Source organism: Herbiconiux aconitum, from assembly GCF_024979235.1.
Taxonomy (GTDB): domain Bacteria; phylum Actinomycetota; class Actinomycetes; order Actinomycetales; family Microbacteriaceae; genus Herbiconiux; species Herbiconiux aconitum.
This window is the reverse complement of the sequence record NZ_JANLCM010000002.1, coordinates 320,447-335,798: the sequence shown is the minus strand read 5'-3', so window position 1 is coordinate 335,798 and position 15,352 is coordinate 320,447. Positions and strand designations below refer to the sequence as shown.

Genomic DNA, 15,352 nt, shown 5'->3' with positions numbered 1-15,352 from the left:
CTAGGGGCGAGGGGCCTGGAAGGCCTGCGGGAGGTCGCGCGCGGGGGCACCCATGTAGAGCTGCTGCGGGCGCCCGATCTTCGTCTGCGGGTCGATGGCCATCTCGCGCCAGTGGGCGATCCAGCCGGGCAGGCGCCCGATCGCGAACAGCACCGTGAACATCCGCGTCGGGAAGCCCATCGCCTTGTAGATGACACCGGTGTAGAAGTCGACGTTCGGGTAGAGCCGTCGGGAGATGAAGTACTCGTCCGACAGGGCGACCTGCTCGAGCTCCTTCGCGATGTCGAGCAGCGGATCTTGCACCCCGAGAGCCAGCAGCACCTCGTCGGCGCTCTCCTTCACGAGCTTCGCGCGCGGGTCGTAGTTCTTGTAGACGCGGTGGCCGAAGCCCATGAGACGGATGCCCGCCTCCTTGTTCTTCACGCGCTCCACGAACTTCGCCACGCCTTCGCCCGAATCGCGGATCTGCGCGAGCATCGTGAGCACCGCCTCGTTCGCTCCACCGTGCAGCGGACCGAACAGCGCGTTGATGCCCGCCGAGATGGAGGCGAACATGTTGGCCTCGGTCGATCCGACGAGCCGCACGGTCGACGTCGACGCGTTCTGCTCGTGGTCTTCGTGCAGGATGAGCAGGCGCTCCAGCGCCTTGGACAGCACCGGGTTGATCTCGTAGGGCTCGGCCATCGTGCCGAAGTTCAGCCGCAAGAAGTTGTCGACGAAAGAGAGCGAGTTGTCGGGGTAGAGGAACGCCTGCCCGAGGCTCTTCTTGTGCGCGTAGGCCGCCATGACGGGCAGTTTCGCGAGCAGACGGATGGTGGAGATCTCGACGTCTTCGGGATTGCGCGGGTTCAGCGAATCCTGGTAATAGGTCGACAGCGCCGAGACACCCGACGACAGCACCGACATCGGATGCGCGTTGTGCGGCAGCGCGTCGAAGAAGCGCTTGAGATCTTCGTGCAGCAGCGTGTGGTGCCGGATCTTGTCGTCGAACTCGGCCAACTCCGACGGCGTCGGCAGCTCGCCGTAGATGAGCAGCCAGGCGACCTCGAGGTAGGTGAGGTTCTGCGCGACCTGCTCGATCGGATAGCCGCGGTACCGAAGGATGCCGGCATCACCGTCGATGTAGGTGATCTCCGACCGCGTGGCCGCGGTGTTCACGAAGCCGTAGTCGAGGGTGGTGAGCCCGGTCTTCTTGGTGAGCGTCGACAGATCGATCGACGACGCTCCGTCGACGCTCTGCAGCAGCGGGAACTCGGCAGAGCCGCCGGGGAAGGTCAGCGTAGCCGTCTGCCCTTCGACGCTCGGAGCAGCCTCGACCACCGGGGTTTCGGCAGCGTCACCCGTACCGGCGATCGTGCTGTCTGATTTCTGACCGACGTCCGTCACGGCGCCTCCCTGAGTGATCCTGCCTGCGTGTCAGTGGCGGGACGCAGCGAGGCTTTTGTGAACCTGGACCGCGTTGACCCGCATACAGCCTAATGTGACCCGAACCCAACTGTTGCATCCGACCACGCTCGCACCGGGTTGTTGGAGGAATGCTCCTAACGCAGCCCAGCAGCGTCCAGACGGGCGGCTGCGGCGGCGATCCGCTCATCCGTGGCGGTGAGCGAGAATCGCACGTGCAGCGGGTAGTGATCGCCGTAGAAGTGCCCAGGGCCCGCGAGTATCCCCCGCGCTGCGAGGGCAGAAATGGTCTCCCAGCCGTCGCGCCCCTCGGTGGCCCACAGGTAGAGACCGGCCTCGCTCGCGTCGATGCGCAGCCCCGCCCGTTCGAGCGCCGGCCGCAGTACTGCGCGCCGTGCTCGATACAACGACTTCTGTTCGGCCACGTGGGCGTCGTCGCCCAGCGCGGCGATCATCGCCGCCTGCACGGGCGCCGGCGGAATCATGCCGGCGTGCTTCCGCACCGTCACGAGCCGTGCGATGAGCGCGGCGTCGCCCGCGGCGAACGCTGCTCGATAGCCGGCCAGGTTCGACTGCTTGCTGAGCGAATAGGCGCCGATGACGCCGGTGAGGTCGCCCCCGGTCACACGAGGATCGAGGATGCTCGGCACGGGTTCGGAGGCCCAGCGCCCGTCCCAGCCGAGCTCGGCGTAGCACTCGTCGCCGGCGATCACGGCTCCGAGCGAACGAGCTCGCGCGACGGCGGCGGTCAAGGCCGAGACGTCGAGCACCGATCCGTCGGGGTTGCCGGGGCTGTTCGTCCAGACCAGTCGGGTGTTCGACGGCCATTCGGCCGGGTCGTCAGACGCGAACGACGAGGCGCCGGCGATCTGCGCGCCCATTGCGTAGGTCGGGTAGGCGGCCCGCGGATGCACGACCACGTCGCCCTCGCCGAGCCCGAGCATGAACGGCAGCCAGGCCACGAACTCCTTGGAGCCGATGGTGGGCAGAACGTTCGCCTCGGTCAGCCCGGTGACACCCCGCCGCCGGGCATACCACTCCACGACGGCCTCGCGCAGCCGCGGGGTGCCGGCGGTCTGCGGGTAGGCGTGCGCATCCGTCGCCGCGGCCAGCGCGTCGCGCACCACGGGCGGCGTCGGGTCGACCGGTGAGCCGATCGAGAGGTCGACGATGCCGCCCGGATGCGCCTTCGCCGTAGCGGCGTAGGGCGCCATCTGATCCCACGGGTAGTCGGGCAGTTCGCCGAGGGCCACCGCTCAGGCCCCGACGCTCAGTGCTCGCCCTGGGGCGGGAGCACGGCGATGACCGGGTGATCGTGCTTGATCACGCCGATCTTGGCTGCTCCGCCGGGCGAACCGATCTCGTCGAAGAACTCGACGTTGGCCTTGTAGTAGTCGGCCCATTCCTCGGGAAGGTCGTCTTCGTAGTAGATGGCCTCGACCGGGCACACCGGTTCGCAGGCACCGCAGTCGACGCACTCGTCGGGATGGATGTAGAGGGAGCGTTCGCCTTCGTAGATGCAGTCGACAGGGCATTCGTCGATACACGCGCGGTCTTTGACGTCCACGCACGGGAGGGCGATGACATAGGTCACAGTGCTTCAGATCCCTTCGATGACCGGAATTCGAGTCTACTTCGTCGCCGGGCGCGCTCCGCCCAGCCGAGGCCAGGCGAGCACCACCACGGCGACCAGCGTCGATCCGATGAGCCAGACGGTGCCGAGCACGTTCTCCGCACCGGCCACGCTTCCGGGAATGAGGATGGAGCCACCGGGGCTCGGGAGTGCCAGCAGGGCCACCATGCCCACCAGGCCGATACCGGCGAGGATCGAGGCGAGCCGCGAGGCGAAGCTCATCCGCAATCCCACCAGCAGGAGCGTCTCAGCGGGCAGGGCGATGATGAGACCGATCGGCAGGTCGAACAGCCCGAAGACGCTGACACTGATCTGGTGCACGATCGTGCCGAGCACCCCGAACAGCGCGCCGAGCACCAGCGCGACCAGGTAACCGAGCACCCGGGTGAGCATCGACGTGCCGACCGGCGTCTCGGCTGTGGCGGGCGTGTCGGCGGCGGGCACGGACGACCACGACACCGCCGGCCCCTCGGCGCCCGTCGTGCGGATGCCGTAGGCCGGTTCGCTCTGATCGGCGCCGTAGCGGCGCGGCTCGTTGTCCACCGATCCAGCCTACGACGTGCGGCTGACAGCTACCGTCGGCGCGGGTTCCGAAGACGCCTTCGATGACACCTCTCAGGATCGTCTGGGTGGTCTTGGAGCCGAGCACGTCGGTGAGGATGTCCGGCTGCGGCTTGGTGGTGCGGCTGCGCGGGACCGAGCGAGGTGCGGGTGCGCTGCGCCTTTCCTTCGCGGCCTGCGCCTTCGCCTCGCGGGCGACCTGGGCCTCGAACTCGGCCTGCTGCCTGGCGTACTCCTCCGCGGCTTCACCGGCGGCAGCGGCCGCCGCGGCGGCGTTCATCTTCTCCGTGAGGAGTTCGCGCGCCGACTCGCGGTCGATCGGGGTTCCGTACAGCGGCAGCAGGGGCGAGGCGGCGACGGCCGCGTCGATCTGCGCATCCGGGGTCGGCGCCATCGATCCCTGCGGTGCCCGCACCCGGGTCCACGCCACCGGGCTCGGCGCCCCCTTCTCGTTCATCACGGTCACCACGGCTTCGCCGGTGCCGAGGTTCTGCAGCACCTGGTCGAGGTCGTAGGCCGAGGTCGGGTAGGTCGACACCGTCGCCCGCAGCGCCTTCGCATCATCGGGCGTGAAGGCGCGCAACGCGTGCTGCACGCGCGAGCCGAGTTGGGCGAGCACGTCGCCCGGCACGTCCTTCGGCGTCTGGGTGACGAAGAAGATGCCCACGCCCTTCGACCGGATGAGGCGCACGGTCTGCACGATCGACTGCTCGAAGTCCTTGGAGGCGTCGCGGAAGAGCAGGTGGGCCTCGTCGAAGAAGAACACGAGCTTCGGCTTGTCGAGGTCGCCGACCTCGGGCAGGTCGTTGTAGAGGTCGGCGAGCAGCCACATCAGGAAGGTCGAGAACAGCGCCGGCCGGTCGGCGACCCGCGGCAGCTCCAGCAGGCTGATGATGCCGGTGCCGTCGTCGGCGGTGCGCAGGAACACCGAGGTGTCGATCTCGGGCTCGCCGAAGAACGCCTCGGCTCCCTGGGCGGCGAAGGCGATGAGCTCACGCAGGATGACGCCGACGGTGGCGTTCGAGAGCCCGCCCATCGTCTTCAGCTCCTCCTTGCCCTCGTCTCGCGTGAGGTAGGTGAGCACGGCACGCAGGTCGCTGAGGTCGAGGAGCGGCAGCCCAGCCTGCTCGGCGTAGTGGAACACCAGCCCGAGGCTCGACTCCTGGGTGTCGTTGAGGCCGAGCACCTTGCTGAGCAGCAGCGGGCCGAAGCCCGACAGCGTGGCACGGATCGGCACCCCCTTGCCGATGCCACCGAGACTGAAGTATTCGGTTCGGCTGGCTTTCGGGCTCCAGTCCTGCCCGATCGCGGCGGTGCGCGCCAGCAGTTTCTCGGTGCCGTCGCCCGGCGTGGCGACGCCCGAGAGGTCGCCCTTCATGTCGGCCGCGAACACCGGCACGCCGGCGGCCGCGAGCTGTTCGGCCAGGGTCTGCAGGGTGCGCGTCTTGCCGGTGCCGGTGGCTCCGGCCACCAAGCCGTGCCGGTTGGTCATGGCGAGCGGGATGCGCACCTGCACCCCCGGAAGCGCCTCGCCGTTGACGAGGGCGCCGATCTCGAGCGCCGGCCCGTCGAAGGCGTAGCCGGCGCGGATGACCTCCACCGAGGCCTCGTCGAGGGGCCCGTCGGGGGCAGGTTGAGGCAATACCGACGGGGCCGGACGGGATGCGACGGATGCGGCGGATGCGGCGGCAGCCTCCTCGGCCCGCTTCACCGCGGCCTCCGCCAGGGCCTGCGCCTGCCGGGCCGCCTCCACCGCTGCCGCGGCGTCGGCTTGGGCCTTACGAACCTCGTCATCCGTCATGACCACAGCCTAGGAGAACCCGGCACCGGCGCGATGGTTCCGGTTGGACAATCATCGGCCGGGTCATTACGCTCGGACTTTGGTAAGGCTAGGCTTACCGATGTAAGTCTCCCCTTCCCGGAAATGGTGCTCGTGCTCGCCAACTACCTGATCGGCCTGCGTGAGGGCCTCGAGGCCGCGCTCGTCGTGGGCATCCTCGTGGCCTATGTGCAGAAGCTCGGCCGCCGAGACGTGCTGTTCCGGCTCTGGATCGGAGTGGGCCTCGCCGTGCTGGTGGCCCTCGGCGTCGGTGCCGTGCTCACCTTCGGGGCCTACGGGTTGAGCTTCGAGGCGCAGGAAGCGCTCGGCGGCTCGCTCTCGATCATCGCCACCGGCTTCGTCACCTGGATGGTGTTCTGGATGCTCCGCACCTCCCAGAACCTCAAAGGAACACTGCAGAGCGACATCGACAAGGCGCTGATCGGCGCCGGCTGGGGGCTGGTGCTCGTCGCCTTCCTCGCGGTCGGCCGAGAAGGGGTCGAGACCGCCCTGTTCATCTGGGCAGCGGTGCAGGCCACCGGCGAGACCACCCTGCCTCTCCTCGGGGCGGCCCTCGGCATCCTCACCGCCGTCGTGCTCGGCTACCTCATCTACCGGGGGCTCGTGCGCATCAACCTGGCACGCTTCTTCGCCTGGTCGGGCGGATTCCTCATCCTGGTGGCCGCCGGCGTGCTCTCCTACGGCGTGCACGACCTGCAGGAGGCCGGCATCCTGCCCGGCTTGAACAACCTCGCCTTCGACGTGAGCGCCGTCATCCAGCCCGACAGCTGGTACGGCACCCTGCTGAAGGGCACCGTCAACTTCTCCCCCGCCACGACCTGGCTCGAGCTCACGGTCTGGCTGCTCTACTTCGTTCCCACCATGACCCTGTTCATCCGCGCGGTGATGCGGGGCAAGAAGCCCACGACGACAGCGCCGGCACCCGCGCCCGCCGTCGTTCACACCCACAGCTAGGAGTTCGCGTGACGAACCAGAAGTTCCCGAAGACCCGACCGGTGCTCGCCGCGGCCGGCGCCGCGATCACCCTGCTCGCCCTCGCCGGATGCGTGCCGAACAACACGTCGGCGGCCGACGGCGCCGGCGCGATCACCGTCGACAGCTCGGCCGACGACTGCGCGGTCAGCGCCACCACGGCCACGAGCGGCACGCTCACCTTCTCGGTCACGAACTCCGGCGACCAGGTCACGGAGTTCTACCTGCTGGCCGAGGACGGATTGCGCATCATCGGCGAGGTCGAGAACGTGGGCCCCGGCATCTCCCGCGATCTCGTGGTGCAGGCGCAGCCCGGCGACTACTTCACGGTGTGCAAGCCCGGAATGGTGGGCGACGGCATCGGCCGCGCCGGGTTCACCGTCACGGGCGACAAGGTGCAGCTGGCCGGCGACGTGCAGGACCAGGTCGATCAGGCCGCCGTCAACTACGTCGCCTACGTGAAAGACCAGGTGGGCCAGCTCGTCACCGGCACCCAGACCTTCCTCGACTCCTACCTCGCCGGCGACGACGCCACGGCCCGCGACCTCTACGCCACCACCCGCGCGAACTACGAGCGCATCGAGCCCGTTGCAGAGTCGTTCGGCGACCTCGATCCGAAGATCGACTTCCGTGAGGCCGACGTCGCCGAGGGCGACGAGTGGACCGGATGGCACCGCATCGAGAAAGACCTGTTCCCGCCGGCGGCCGCCGACAACAACGGCGTCACGTATGTGCCACTGACCGCGGCCGAGCGCCAGGACTATGCCGACAAGCTCACCGCCGACACCCAGGCGCTCTACGACGCGGTGAACGCGCCGGATTACACGGTCACCATCGATGCCATCTCCAACGGCGCCATCGGCCTGCTCGAAGAGGTCGCGAGCGGCAAGATCACGGGCGAAGAGGAGATCTGGTCGCACACCGACCTCTGGGACTTCCAGGCGAACCTCGAGGGCGCCAAGGTGGCCTACGAGGGCGTGCGCGACATCGTCGAGGCGAAAGATCCCGACTTGGTGAAGACGCTCGACGAGCGCTTCGCCTCGCTCCAGGACACCCTGGCCGAATACGGCAGCCTCGACACCGGCTTCACCTACTACAACGAGCTCAGCACCGACCAGGTGAAGCAGCTGGCCGACGGCGTCAACGCCCTCAGCGAGCCGCTCAGCCAGCTCACGGCGACGCTCGTCGGCTGACACCTAGAGTTGAGGCACGATGTCTGATCCCACGACCCCCGCTCCCACGAGCTCCGGCATCTCCCGACGGGGGCTGTTCGGACTCGCGGGTGCGGGGGTCGTGGGTCTCGGCGTCGGCGCCGCGGTCGATCGTTTCGCGTTGCCGGCCACGGCATCGGCGCAGGAGAACACCGCGGTCTATCCCTTCTTCGGTGAGCATCAGTCGGGCATCGTGACCCCGGCCCAAGACCGCCTGCACTTCGCCAGCTACGACGTCGCCGACATCAGCCGCGATGAGCTGGTCGAACTGCTGCAGGACTGGAGCGCCGCCGCCGCCCTGATGACGCAGGGTGAGCAGGCCGGAAAATTCGGTGCGGTGAACGGCAACTACGACGCCCCGCCGGATGACACGGGCGAAGCGCTCGGGCTGCCGGCATCCGGTCTCACCATCACCTTCGGTTTCGGGCCCACCCTCTTCCAGGCCGCCGACGGCACCGACCGTTTCGGCATCGCGGGCCGACGCCCGGCCGCCCTGGTCGACCTGCCGCACTTCCCCGCCGACATGCTGCAGGATGCTCTCTCCGGCGGCGACCTCTGCATCCAGGCCTGCAGCGACGACCCGCAGGTCGCGGTGCACGCCATCCGCAACCTTTCGCGGATCGCATTCGGGCGCGCGAACATCCGCTGGTCGCAGCTCGGCTTCGGCCGCACCAGCTCCACCACGAAGGCGCAGCAGACCCCGCGCAACCTGTTCGGCTTCAAAGACGGCACGGCGAACATCAAGGCCGAAGACACCGGGGTGGTCGACGACCAGGTCTGGGCCTCGGGCGGCGACGGAGCGGCCTGGATGGCGGGCGGCTCCTACCTGGTGTCGCGCAAGATCCGCATGACCATCGAGACCTGGGACCGCACGTCGCTCCGCGAACAGGAGGCGGTGATCGGCCGCACCAAGGGCGAGGGAGCCCCCTATTCCGGTGGCACCGAGTTCTCCGAACCCGACTTCTCCGCGACCGGACAGGGCGGGGCGCCTCTCATCGCCCAGGATGCGCATGTGCGGCTCTCGCATCCCGACCAGAATTCCGGTGCGCAGCTGCTGCGTCGCGGCTACAACTTCGTCGACGGCAACGACGACCTCGGGCGCCTGAACGCCGGTCTGTTCTTCATCGCCTACCAGCGCGACCCACGCGAGCAGTTCATCCCCATCCAGATGAACCTGGCGAAGAACGACGCCATGAACGAGTACATCCGGCACGTCGGCTCCGCCGTCTTCGCGGTGCCCCCGGGCGCCCGCCAGGGCGGCTACGTCGGCGAGACGCTCTTCGGCTGAACGCAGCACCCCCACAACGAGGGCTAGTCAGTACGTCCAGCTATCGCGTGCCCGTGTGCATTCCCGCGCCTCGGACGACTTGCTGGACTGGACACGTCGACCGCGACGAAGCGCGTCGACGACGACGATGTCTGGAGTTGCAATGCGAAAACCTGTCATCATGGCCGCTGCCACGGTCACCACGCTGGCACTCGTGGGGGTGGCGCTCCCCGCTGCGGCGAGCGCGGCATCCGCCCCACCGGATGCTGTTCCGCGGTCTGTGAGCGATCCATCGTTGAGCCCGACGCCCTACCAGGGGTGGAACACCTACTACGGATTGGGCGGAGACTTCTCCACCACGGAGGTGCTCGATGTCGCCGACTTCCTCGTCTCCTCCGGTCTCGCGGCGTCGGGTTACGACATCGTGTGGCTCGACGGCGGGTGGCAAGCCGACACACCCCGGGGAGACGACGGTCTCCTCCAGGGCGATCCCGAGCGGTTCCCGGAGGGCATGAAGGCGCTGGCCGACGCCATCCACGAGCGGGGGCTGCGGGCAGGAATCTACACCGACGCCGGCCCGTACATCCCCGGTTCCTGCGGGCTCGGGAGCTACGGTCACTACCAGACCGACGCCGACACCTTCGCGGCGTGGGGCTACGACGCGGTCAAGGTCGATTTCCTCTGCGGCATCACGGCCGACCTCGACCCGCAGACGGTGTACACCGAATTCGCCGAAGCCCTGCGGAACAACAGCAGCGGGCGGCCGATCATCTTCAATCTCTGCAATCCGGTGACCTCGCCCGACTGGGGCGACTACCCGGAGGAGCAGCAGTCGACCCACAGCTGGAGTTACGCCCCCGGCATCGCCGAATCGTGGCGCACGTACACCGACTCCGGATTCGTGGGAATGATGAAGTACAGCGACATGCTGCGCAACTACGACGCGAACGCGCGGCACCCGGAGGCGGCCGGACCCGGCCACTGGAACGACCCGGACTACGTCGGGCCGGAGCTCGGCATGACGGATGAGGAATTCCGCACCCAGATGACGCTCTGGTCGGTCGCCGCCGCGCCCCTCGTGATCGCCAGTGATCCCCGCACCTTGAGCGCCACATCGCTCGCGACGCTGATGGACCCGGAGATGCTCGCGATCAACCAGGACTCGCTGGGGCGCCAAGCCGTGCGCGTCGGCGAAGCCGGCGACACGGAGACCTGGCTGAAGCCGCTCGCCGACGGTTCGGTGGCCGTGGCGCTCCTCAACCGCAGCGACGCCCCCGCACAGATCTCGGTCGAGACGGATGCGCTCGGCCTCAAGGGTTCCCGGTTCACCGTGGCGGATGCCTGGACGGATGCGGTCACCGAGAGCAAGCGCACCGTGCGGGCCGCGGTCGCGGCGCACGGCACGTCGCTCCTGCGCATCTCACCCGCCCGGGGGCTCCCCGGAGTGCCGCGCATCACGGTCGACGCCCCGACGGTGACCGCTGTGGACGGCGCGACGATCGACCCGAGCGGGGCGGTGCTCGTGGCCGGCGGTTCGACGCTGACGACCGAGGTCACCGTGCACAATGACGGCCTCACCCCCGTCGTGCTGCCGACGATCACGCTCGCGGCGCCGGAGGGCTGGGTCGCCACCCCGACCGGTCGGAAGCCCCATCTCGTCGCGCCCGGGCACAGCGCGGATGCCGCGTTCACGATCGCGGTGCCGGCCGACGCTCCGGTGGGCACGTCGGCCGCCAACGCCTCGGTGGCGTTCCGGCCCCTGGTGCTGCACTCCGCCACCACGACGGTGAGCTCCCCGCCGCTCACGGTCACCATCGCTCCGGCTCCCCCGTCGGGCACGGAGATCGCCCTCTCGCACCACCAGTGGGTGTCGGGCACGAGCGGCTGGATGGAACCGACCATCGATCAGAGCGTCGGCGGCGGCAACCCCATCACCGTCGCGGGAACAACGTACGGCACGGGCATCGGCGTGGCGAGTCCCTCCGACATCCGGTACTACCTCGGTGGCCGCTGCACGACGCTCACCGGTGTGGCGGGCATCGACGACGTCGTCGGCACGGTCGGGCCCGACGGTGGCACGGCCACCTTCGAGGTCTCCGGTGACGGCGCTCCGCTCTGGCAGAGCGGCACCGTGGCCCGCGGAAGCGCGAACGCCTTCGAGGTCGACCTGAGCGGGGTCGACGAGCTGGTGCTGCACGTCGGTGACGCCGGAGACGGCGGCTACAACGACCGCGCGAACTGGGCCGACCCGCTGATCACCTGCGAGTAGGCCGACGAGAAAGGACCCGGTGGGAGGCAACTCCCACCGGGTCCTTTTTTCGTGCCCGGCACACCTCATCCGAGGCGGGCCGCCGGCATCACTTCATGGCACCGAGCGACAGGCCGCCCACGAAGCTGCGCTGGAAGAGCAGGAACACGATGGTCGACGGGATGGCGGCGATCACCGTGGCCGCCGCGATGACCGACCACGACGAGACGTACTGGCCCTGCAGCGACAGCACCGCGGCCGTGATGGGCAGCCGCGACGAGGTCTGGAGGAGGGTGATCGACCAGAGCAGATCGTTGAAGATCCACGTGAACGACAGCGCGCCGAGCGCCGCGAGAGCCGGCCGGGTCAGCGGCAGGATCACCTGCACGAAGATCCGGAGCGGCCCCGCGCCATCCAGCGTCGCCGCCTCCTGCAACTCGCCCGGCACCGTGCGCATGAAGCCGTAGAGCACGAAGGTGTAGAAGCCGAGACCGAACGCCGTCTGCACCACGATCAGGGCACCCAGGGTGTCGTAGATACCGATCTGCTGCGTGATACGGGTCACCGGGATCAGCAGCATCTGCACCGGCAGCAGGTTGCCCGCGAGCATGATCAGGAGGATGGTGCGGCGGAACGGGATGCGGAACCGGCTGAGTCCGAACGCCACGGCCGACGCCAGCAGCAGCGTGAGGATGACGGTCGGGATCGTCACGATGAGGCTGTTCACCGTGGCCTGGAACATGCCGCCCTGATTCCACGCCTGCACATAGGTGTCGATGCTGAAGCTGTGCGGCAGGCTGGCGATTCCGTTGGTGCTGACGTCGTCGAAGGTGCGGAACGAGGTGACGACCACGAGCAGGATCGGCGCGAACCAGGCCAGCGAGATGAGGATCGACGCGGTGTGGAACCCCACGGTTCGCGCGGCCTTCCGGCGGCTTCGCCGACGCATCGGCTCCGGGGCGGCGACCGGCGCGGCCACCGCCGGCTCGATCCGGCTGGATGGTGCGAATGAGACGGTCATGATTCCTTCTCCTCAGAGAGTGCTCGCACAAGGTACGAGATGATCACGGCCAGCGCGAGAACGAAGATGACCACCGCGATCGCCGAGGCGTAGCCGAGCGACCGGCTCTCGAAGGCCGTGGAGAACATGTAGGTGCTGAGCAGTTCGGTGGAGTGGTACGGCCCACCGCGGGTCATGGCCCAGACGATGTCGAACGACCGGAGCGAATCGATCACGAGCACGCTGAGCACCACCAAGTTGACACTGCGCAATTGCGGAAAAGTGATGTGCCGGAAGCGCTGCCAGGCGGTCGCGCCGTCGACCCTCGCCGCTTCCATGATGGCGGGGTCGATGCCCTTCAGCCCCGCGATGAACAGCACCATCACGTAACCGATCTCGCGCCAGAGTGCGGCGACGATCACCGCATAGAGCGCGGTGTCGGAGTCGCCCAGCCACACGCGGGTGAGGTCACCCAACCCGAAACCCTCGAGCGCGGTGTTGAGCACCCCGCTGGGCTGGAAGAAGGCGCTCCAGATGAGCGAGGTGACCACCAGCGAGAAGACGATCGGCAGGAACAGCGCGGTGCGGTAGATCCCGACGCCCCGGCGCTCGGATTGGAAGAGCAGAGCCACTCCGAGGCCGGCCAGGAAGGAGATGCCGCCGAACAGCACGATCCAGATCACCGTGTTGCGGAGGGCCGTTCCGAAGACCGGGTCGCTCGCCAGGTCGATGTAGTTCTGCACTCCGGCCGATTCGGCCGGCGCGATCCCGTTCCAGCGCAGGAACGACAGGCTGATGCCCTGGATGGCCGGCCAGAAGACTCCGACGGCCTCGATCAGGAAGGGCACCAGCACCAGCACGAACACGACCGGCGGCGGGAATCCAACCCGCCGCCGGCCGCGTGGAAGAGCGGTGGTCGTCACTCGGCGCTCCGCACCTTCTCCGCCGCGGACTGCCATTGCGCAAGGATGCTGTCGACCGCCTCGGGATCGGCGATGAACTGCGTGAGTGCGGCGTCGGCCGGACCCTGCTGGGCGTCGCCGGCATCCCGGTTGTAGAACTGGGTCACCTGGGAGGCCGATTCCAACATGTCCTTGCCCTGCTGGGCGAGGGCGTCGAGGTTCTGCTCCGCTTCGGGGTTCGCGGCGAGCGCGGTGCCCTGCTGTCCCTTCACGAGGGCGGCCTGGGCTTCGGGGCTGGCCACGTACTCCAGGAAGCTCTTCGCGAGTGTCGACTTCGTGGTCTTGGCGCTGGCCATGAAGCCGTCGGTCGGCGCCTCCTCGACGATGGGCACGTCGGGGTCGATGATCGGGAACTGGAAGAACGCGAGGTCGTCGCGCTGATCCTCCGGCACTGAGGGCTGCGCCCAGGCGCCGAGGAGGTACATCGCCGACTTGCCCTGAGCGAAGTCGCTCATCGCCTGGTTCTGCGTGGTGCCGAGCACCGCCGGGTCGATGTACGGCAGGGTCTGAGCGAAAGCCTTGAAGACTTCCCGCACCTCGGGGCTGTCGTACGACTCGTCGCCGTTCAGCAGAGCGAGGTGGAAGTCACCGCCGTTGATCCGCAGGTCGAGGTAGTCGAACCAGGCCGATGCCAGCCAGGCGTTGTCGCTCAGGCCCATCGTGATCGGGTTGACGCCCTGCGCCTGGATCTGGTCGCACACGGCGAGAAACTCGTCCCAGGTGGTGGGCGGAGTGACACCGAGCTTCTCGAACTCACTCTTGAAGTAGTAGACGCCCCACCAGTAGTAACCGGTCGGCACGAACACCTCGGTGCCGTCGTCGGTCTGGCTGAGTGTGCGCAGCGCATCCGGGAAGTCCCCCATCCCGTCCCAGACGTCGGAGACATCGAGCAGGAGGCCCTGGTCGGCGTAGTCGCGGGTGGCCTGACCGGCGTACCAGGTGTAGACGTCGGGTGGGTTCGACCCGGTGAGGTACGTCGGCAACTGCGAGTTGTAGGTCGAGGTCGGAATGCTGTTCAGCTCGACCGTGCCCTCGCCCAGCGCGTTGAAGTTCTCGACGAGCTCCTCGATGCCGCCCTTCTCCGCGTCGGTGAACCGGGACTGGAGGATGAGATTGCCGGCGGTGTCCTCACCCGAGGTGTCGGCCGGCGCCGCGCCCCCGGTCGAAACGCAACCCGCCATGAGTGCCGCCGTTGCCATGACGGCCCCGAGAGCGGCGATGCGGCGATGTGGTCTGTAGGTCATCTTCGACTCCAATTCTCAACTGCGATGATGCGACGTTACGACAAGCGATGGGTCGACGCGGAGAAGCATCCGGTGATGTTTCTGGACAAAACGATGAGCGACGATCCAGAATCGTCACCGTGCTCATCTCCGACGGATTTCCCAACCAGCGCATGCTCGTGCTCCCCCGCCCCCGCGTGCGCGACTATCTGCAGAACGCCGGTTCCGCGCAATTGGTGGTGACGGATTGCGGGTACTTCCCCCGCGCGAAGCACCACGGGCAGGTTCGCAAGGCCCCCATCGGCCAGCTCGTCGTGCTCGTCTGCGTCGAAGGGCGCGGCTGGTGCGAGACCCGGGCCGGACGATTCGACGTCAGCGCCTCCGAGGCGGTGATCCTGCCCCCTGGCGAGCCGCACAGTTACGGAGCGGATCACGACGATCCGTGGACCCTGTGGTGGTACCACGTCACGGGGTCGGATGTCGACACCTTCGCCCGGGTCGCGGGCCTTTCGTCTCAGAAGCCGGTCAGGCCGGTTCGGAACATCTACCATGTCGTCTCCCTGATGACCGAGGTGGTGGCCTGGATGGAACGGGACTCCACCACGCCGAGCCTGCTCGCGGCGGCGGGAGCGGCCTGGCACGCACTCACGCTCTTCGCCGCTGAGCGCCAAGGAGCGGCCGACTCGGCCGACATCATCGAGCAGGCGGCCGACTACATCCGCACGAACCTCGCCGAGCAGCTCACCGTCGCCGAGCTCGCCGCGATGTCGTCGCTCAGCGGATCGCATTTCGGCGCGTTGTTCAAGAGGCACATCGGATCGCCGGTGGTGCAGTACCAGACGATGCTCCGGATGGCGAAGGCCCGCGAACTGCTCGACACGACGCAGAGCCCCGTGGCGACCATCGCGCGGGAGGTCGGCTATCCGGACTCGTTCTACTTCGCGCGCCAGTTCAAGAAGATCCATGGCGTACCGCCGCGCGACTACCGCAATCAGCACAAGGGCTGAGCCCGGTGGCGTACGGTCGAAGGT

General features: G+C 68.1%; 12 protein-coding genes and 1 pseudogene. 5 read left to right on the top strand and 8 right to left on the bottom strand.

The annotated features are described in order from the left end of the window. The 5 genes and pseudogenes from N1027_RS13115 to N1027_RS13095 all read right to left on the bottom strand — a co-directional run. Positions 1 to 1,320, bottom strand: coding sequence for a citrate synthase (locus N1027_RS13115; RefSeq protein WP_259510383.1), 1,320 nt, complete (start codon positions 1,318 to 1,320; stop codon positions 1 to 3). A gap of 221 nt (positions 1,321 to 1,541) precedes the next feature. After that, complete coding sequence (gene dapC, locus N1027_RS13110) at positions 1,542 to 2,657, bottom strand: succinyldiaminopimelate transaminase (RefSeq protein WP_259508548.1); 1,116 nt, start codon at positions 2,655 to 2,657, stop codon at positions 1,542 to 1,544. A 17-nt stretch (positions 2,658 to 2,674) separates the two neighbouring features. Continuing rightward, entirely contained in the window at positions 2,675 to 2,998 is a 324-nt protein-coding gene (fdxA, locus tag N1027_RS13105) for a ferredoxin (protein WP_259508547.1), read from the bottom strand. Between the two features lie 36 nt (positions 2,999 to 3,034). Continuing rightward, positions 3,035 to 3,358, bottom strand: a complete 324-nt coding sequence (locus N1027_RS13100) for a hypothetical protein (protein ID WP_259508545.1) — start codon at positions 3,356 to 3,358, stop codon at positions 3,035 to 3,037. Positions 3,359 to 3,623: 265 nt separating this feature from the next. Continuing rightward, a pseudogene (locus tag N1027_RS13095) lies at positions 3,624 to 5,399 on the bottom strand (helicase HerA-like domain-containing protein); the annotation flags it as partial. A 132-nt stretch (positions 5,400 to 5,531) separates the two neighbouring features. Here N1027_RS13095 and efeU point away from each other — a divergent pair. From efeU to N1027_RS13075, 4 genes are all read left to right on the top strand, one after another. Beyond that, positions 5,532 to 6,392 (top strand): iron uptake transporter permease EfeU, encoded by an 861-nt coding sequence (efeU, locus tag N1027_RS13090; RefSeq protein WP_259510373.1) that lies wholly within the window; start codon positions 5,532 to 5,534, stop codon positions 6,390 to 6,392. Positions 6,393 to 6,400: 8 nt separating this feature from the next. Next, positions 6,401 to 7,603, top strand: coding sequence for an iron uptake system protein EfeO (gene efeO / locus N1027_RS13085; protein WP_372499737.1), 1,203 nt, complete (start codon positions 6,401 to 6,403; stop codon positions 7,601 to 7,603). A 19-nt stretch (positions 7,604 to 7,622) separates the two neighbouring features. Beyond that, complete coding sequence (gene efeB, locus N1027_RS13080; protein ID WP_259508543.1) at positions 7,623 to 8,909, top strand: iron uptake transporter deferrochelatase/peroxidase subunit; 1,287 nt, start codon at positions 7,623 to 7,625, stop codon at positions 8,907 to 8,909. Between the two features lie 160 nt (positions 8,910 to 9,069). Then, positions 9,070 to 11,157: an NPCBM/NEW2 domain-containing protein gene (locus N1027_RS13075; protein WP_259508541.1), complete on the top strand. Its 2,088-nt coding sequence runs from the start codon at positions 9,070 to 9,072 to the stop codon at positions 11,155 to 11,157. Positions 11,158 to 11,245: 88 nt separating this feature from the next. Here N1027_RS13075 and N1027_RS13070 read toward each other — a convergent pair whose 3' ends face one another. The 3 genes from N1027_RS13070 to N1027_RS13060 are packed head-to-tail and all read right to left on the bottom strand — an operon-like array spanning position 11,246 to position 14,342. Continuing rightward, on the bottom strand, positions 11,246 to 12,157 hold the full coding sequence (locus N1027_RS13070; protein ID WP_259508539.1) for a carbohydrate ABC transporter permease: 912 nt from the start codon (positions 12,155 to 12,157) through the stop codon (positions 11,246 to 11,248). After that, a complete protein-coding gene (locus tag N1027_RS13065; protein ID WP_259508537.1) occupies positions 12,154 to 13,059 on the bottom strand; it encodes a carbohydrate ABC transporter permease in 906 nt (301 codons plus the stop codon). Before N1027_RS13065 ends, N1027_RS13070 begins: the two co-directional genes overlap by 4 nt. After that, complete coding sequence (locus N1027_RS13060; protein WP_259508535.1) at positions 13,056 to 14,342, bottom strand: ABC transporter substrate-binding protein; 1,287 nt, start codon at positions 14,340 to 14,342, stop codon at positions 13,056 to 13,058. Before N1027_RS13060 ends, N1027_RS13065 begins: the two co-directional genes overlap by 4 nt. Before the next feature lie 119 nt (positions 14,343 to 14,461). On the opposite strand from N1027_RS13060, the gene N1027_RS13055 reads away from it, so the two are divergent. Further along, positions 14,462 to 15,328: a helix-turn-helix domain-containing protein gene (locus N1027_RS13055; RefSeq protein WP_259508533.1), complete on the top strand. Its 867-nt coding sequence runs from the start codon at positions 14,462 to 14,464 to the stop codon at positions 15,326 to 15,328. Positions 15,329 to 15,352: the final 24 nt, after the last annotated feature.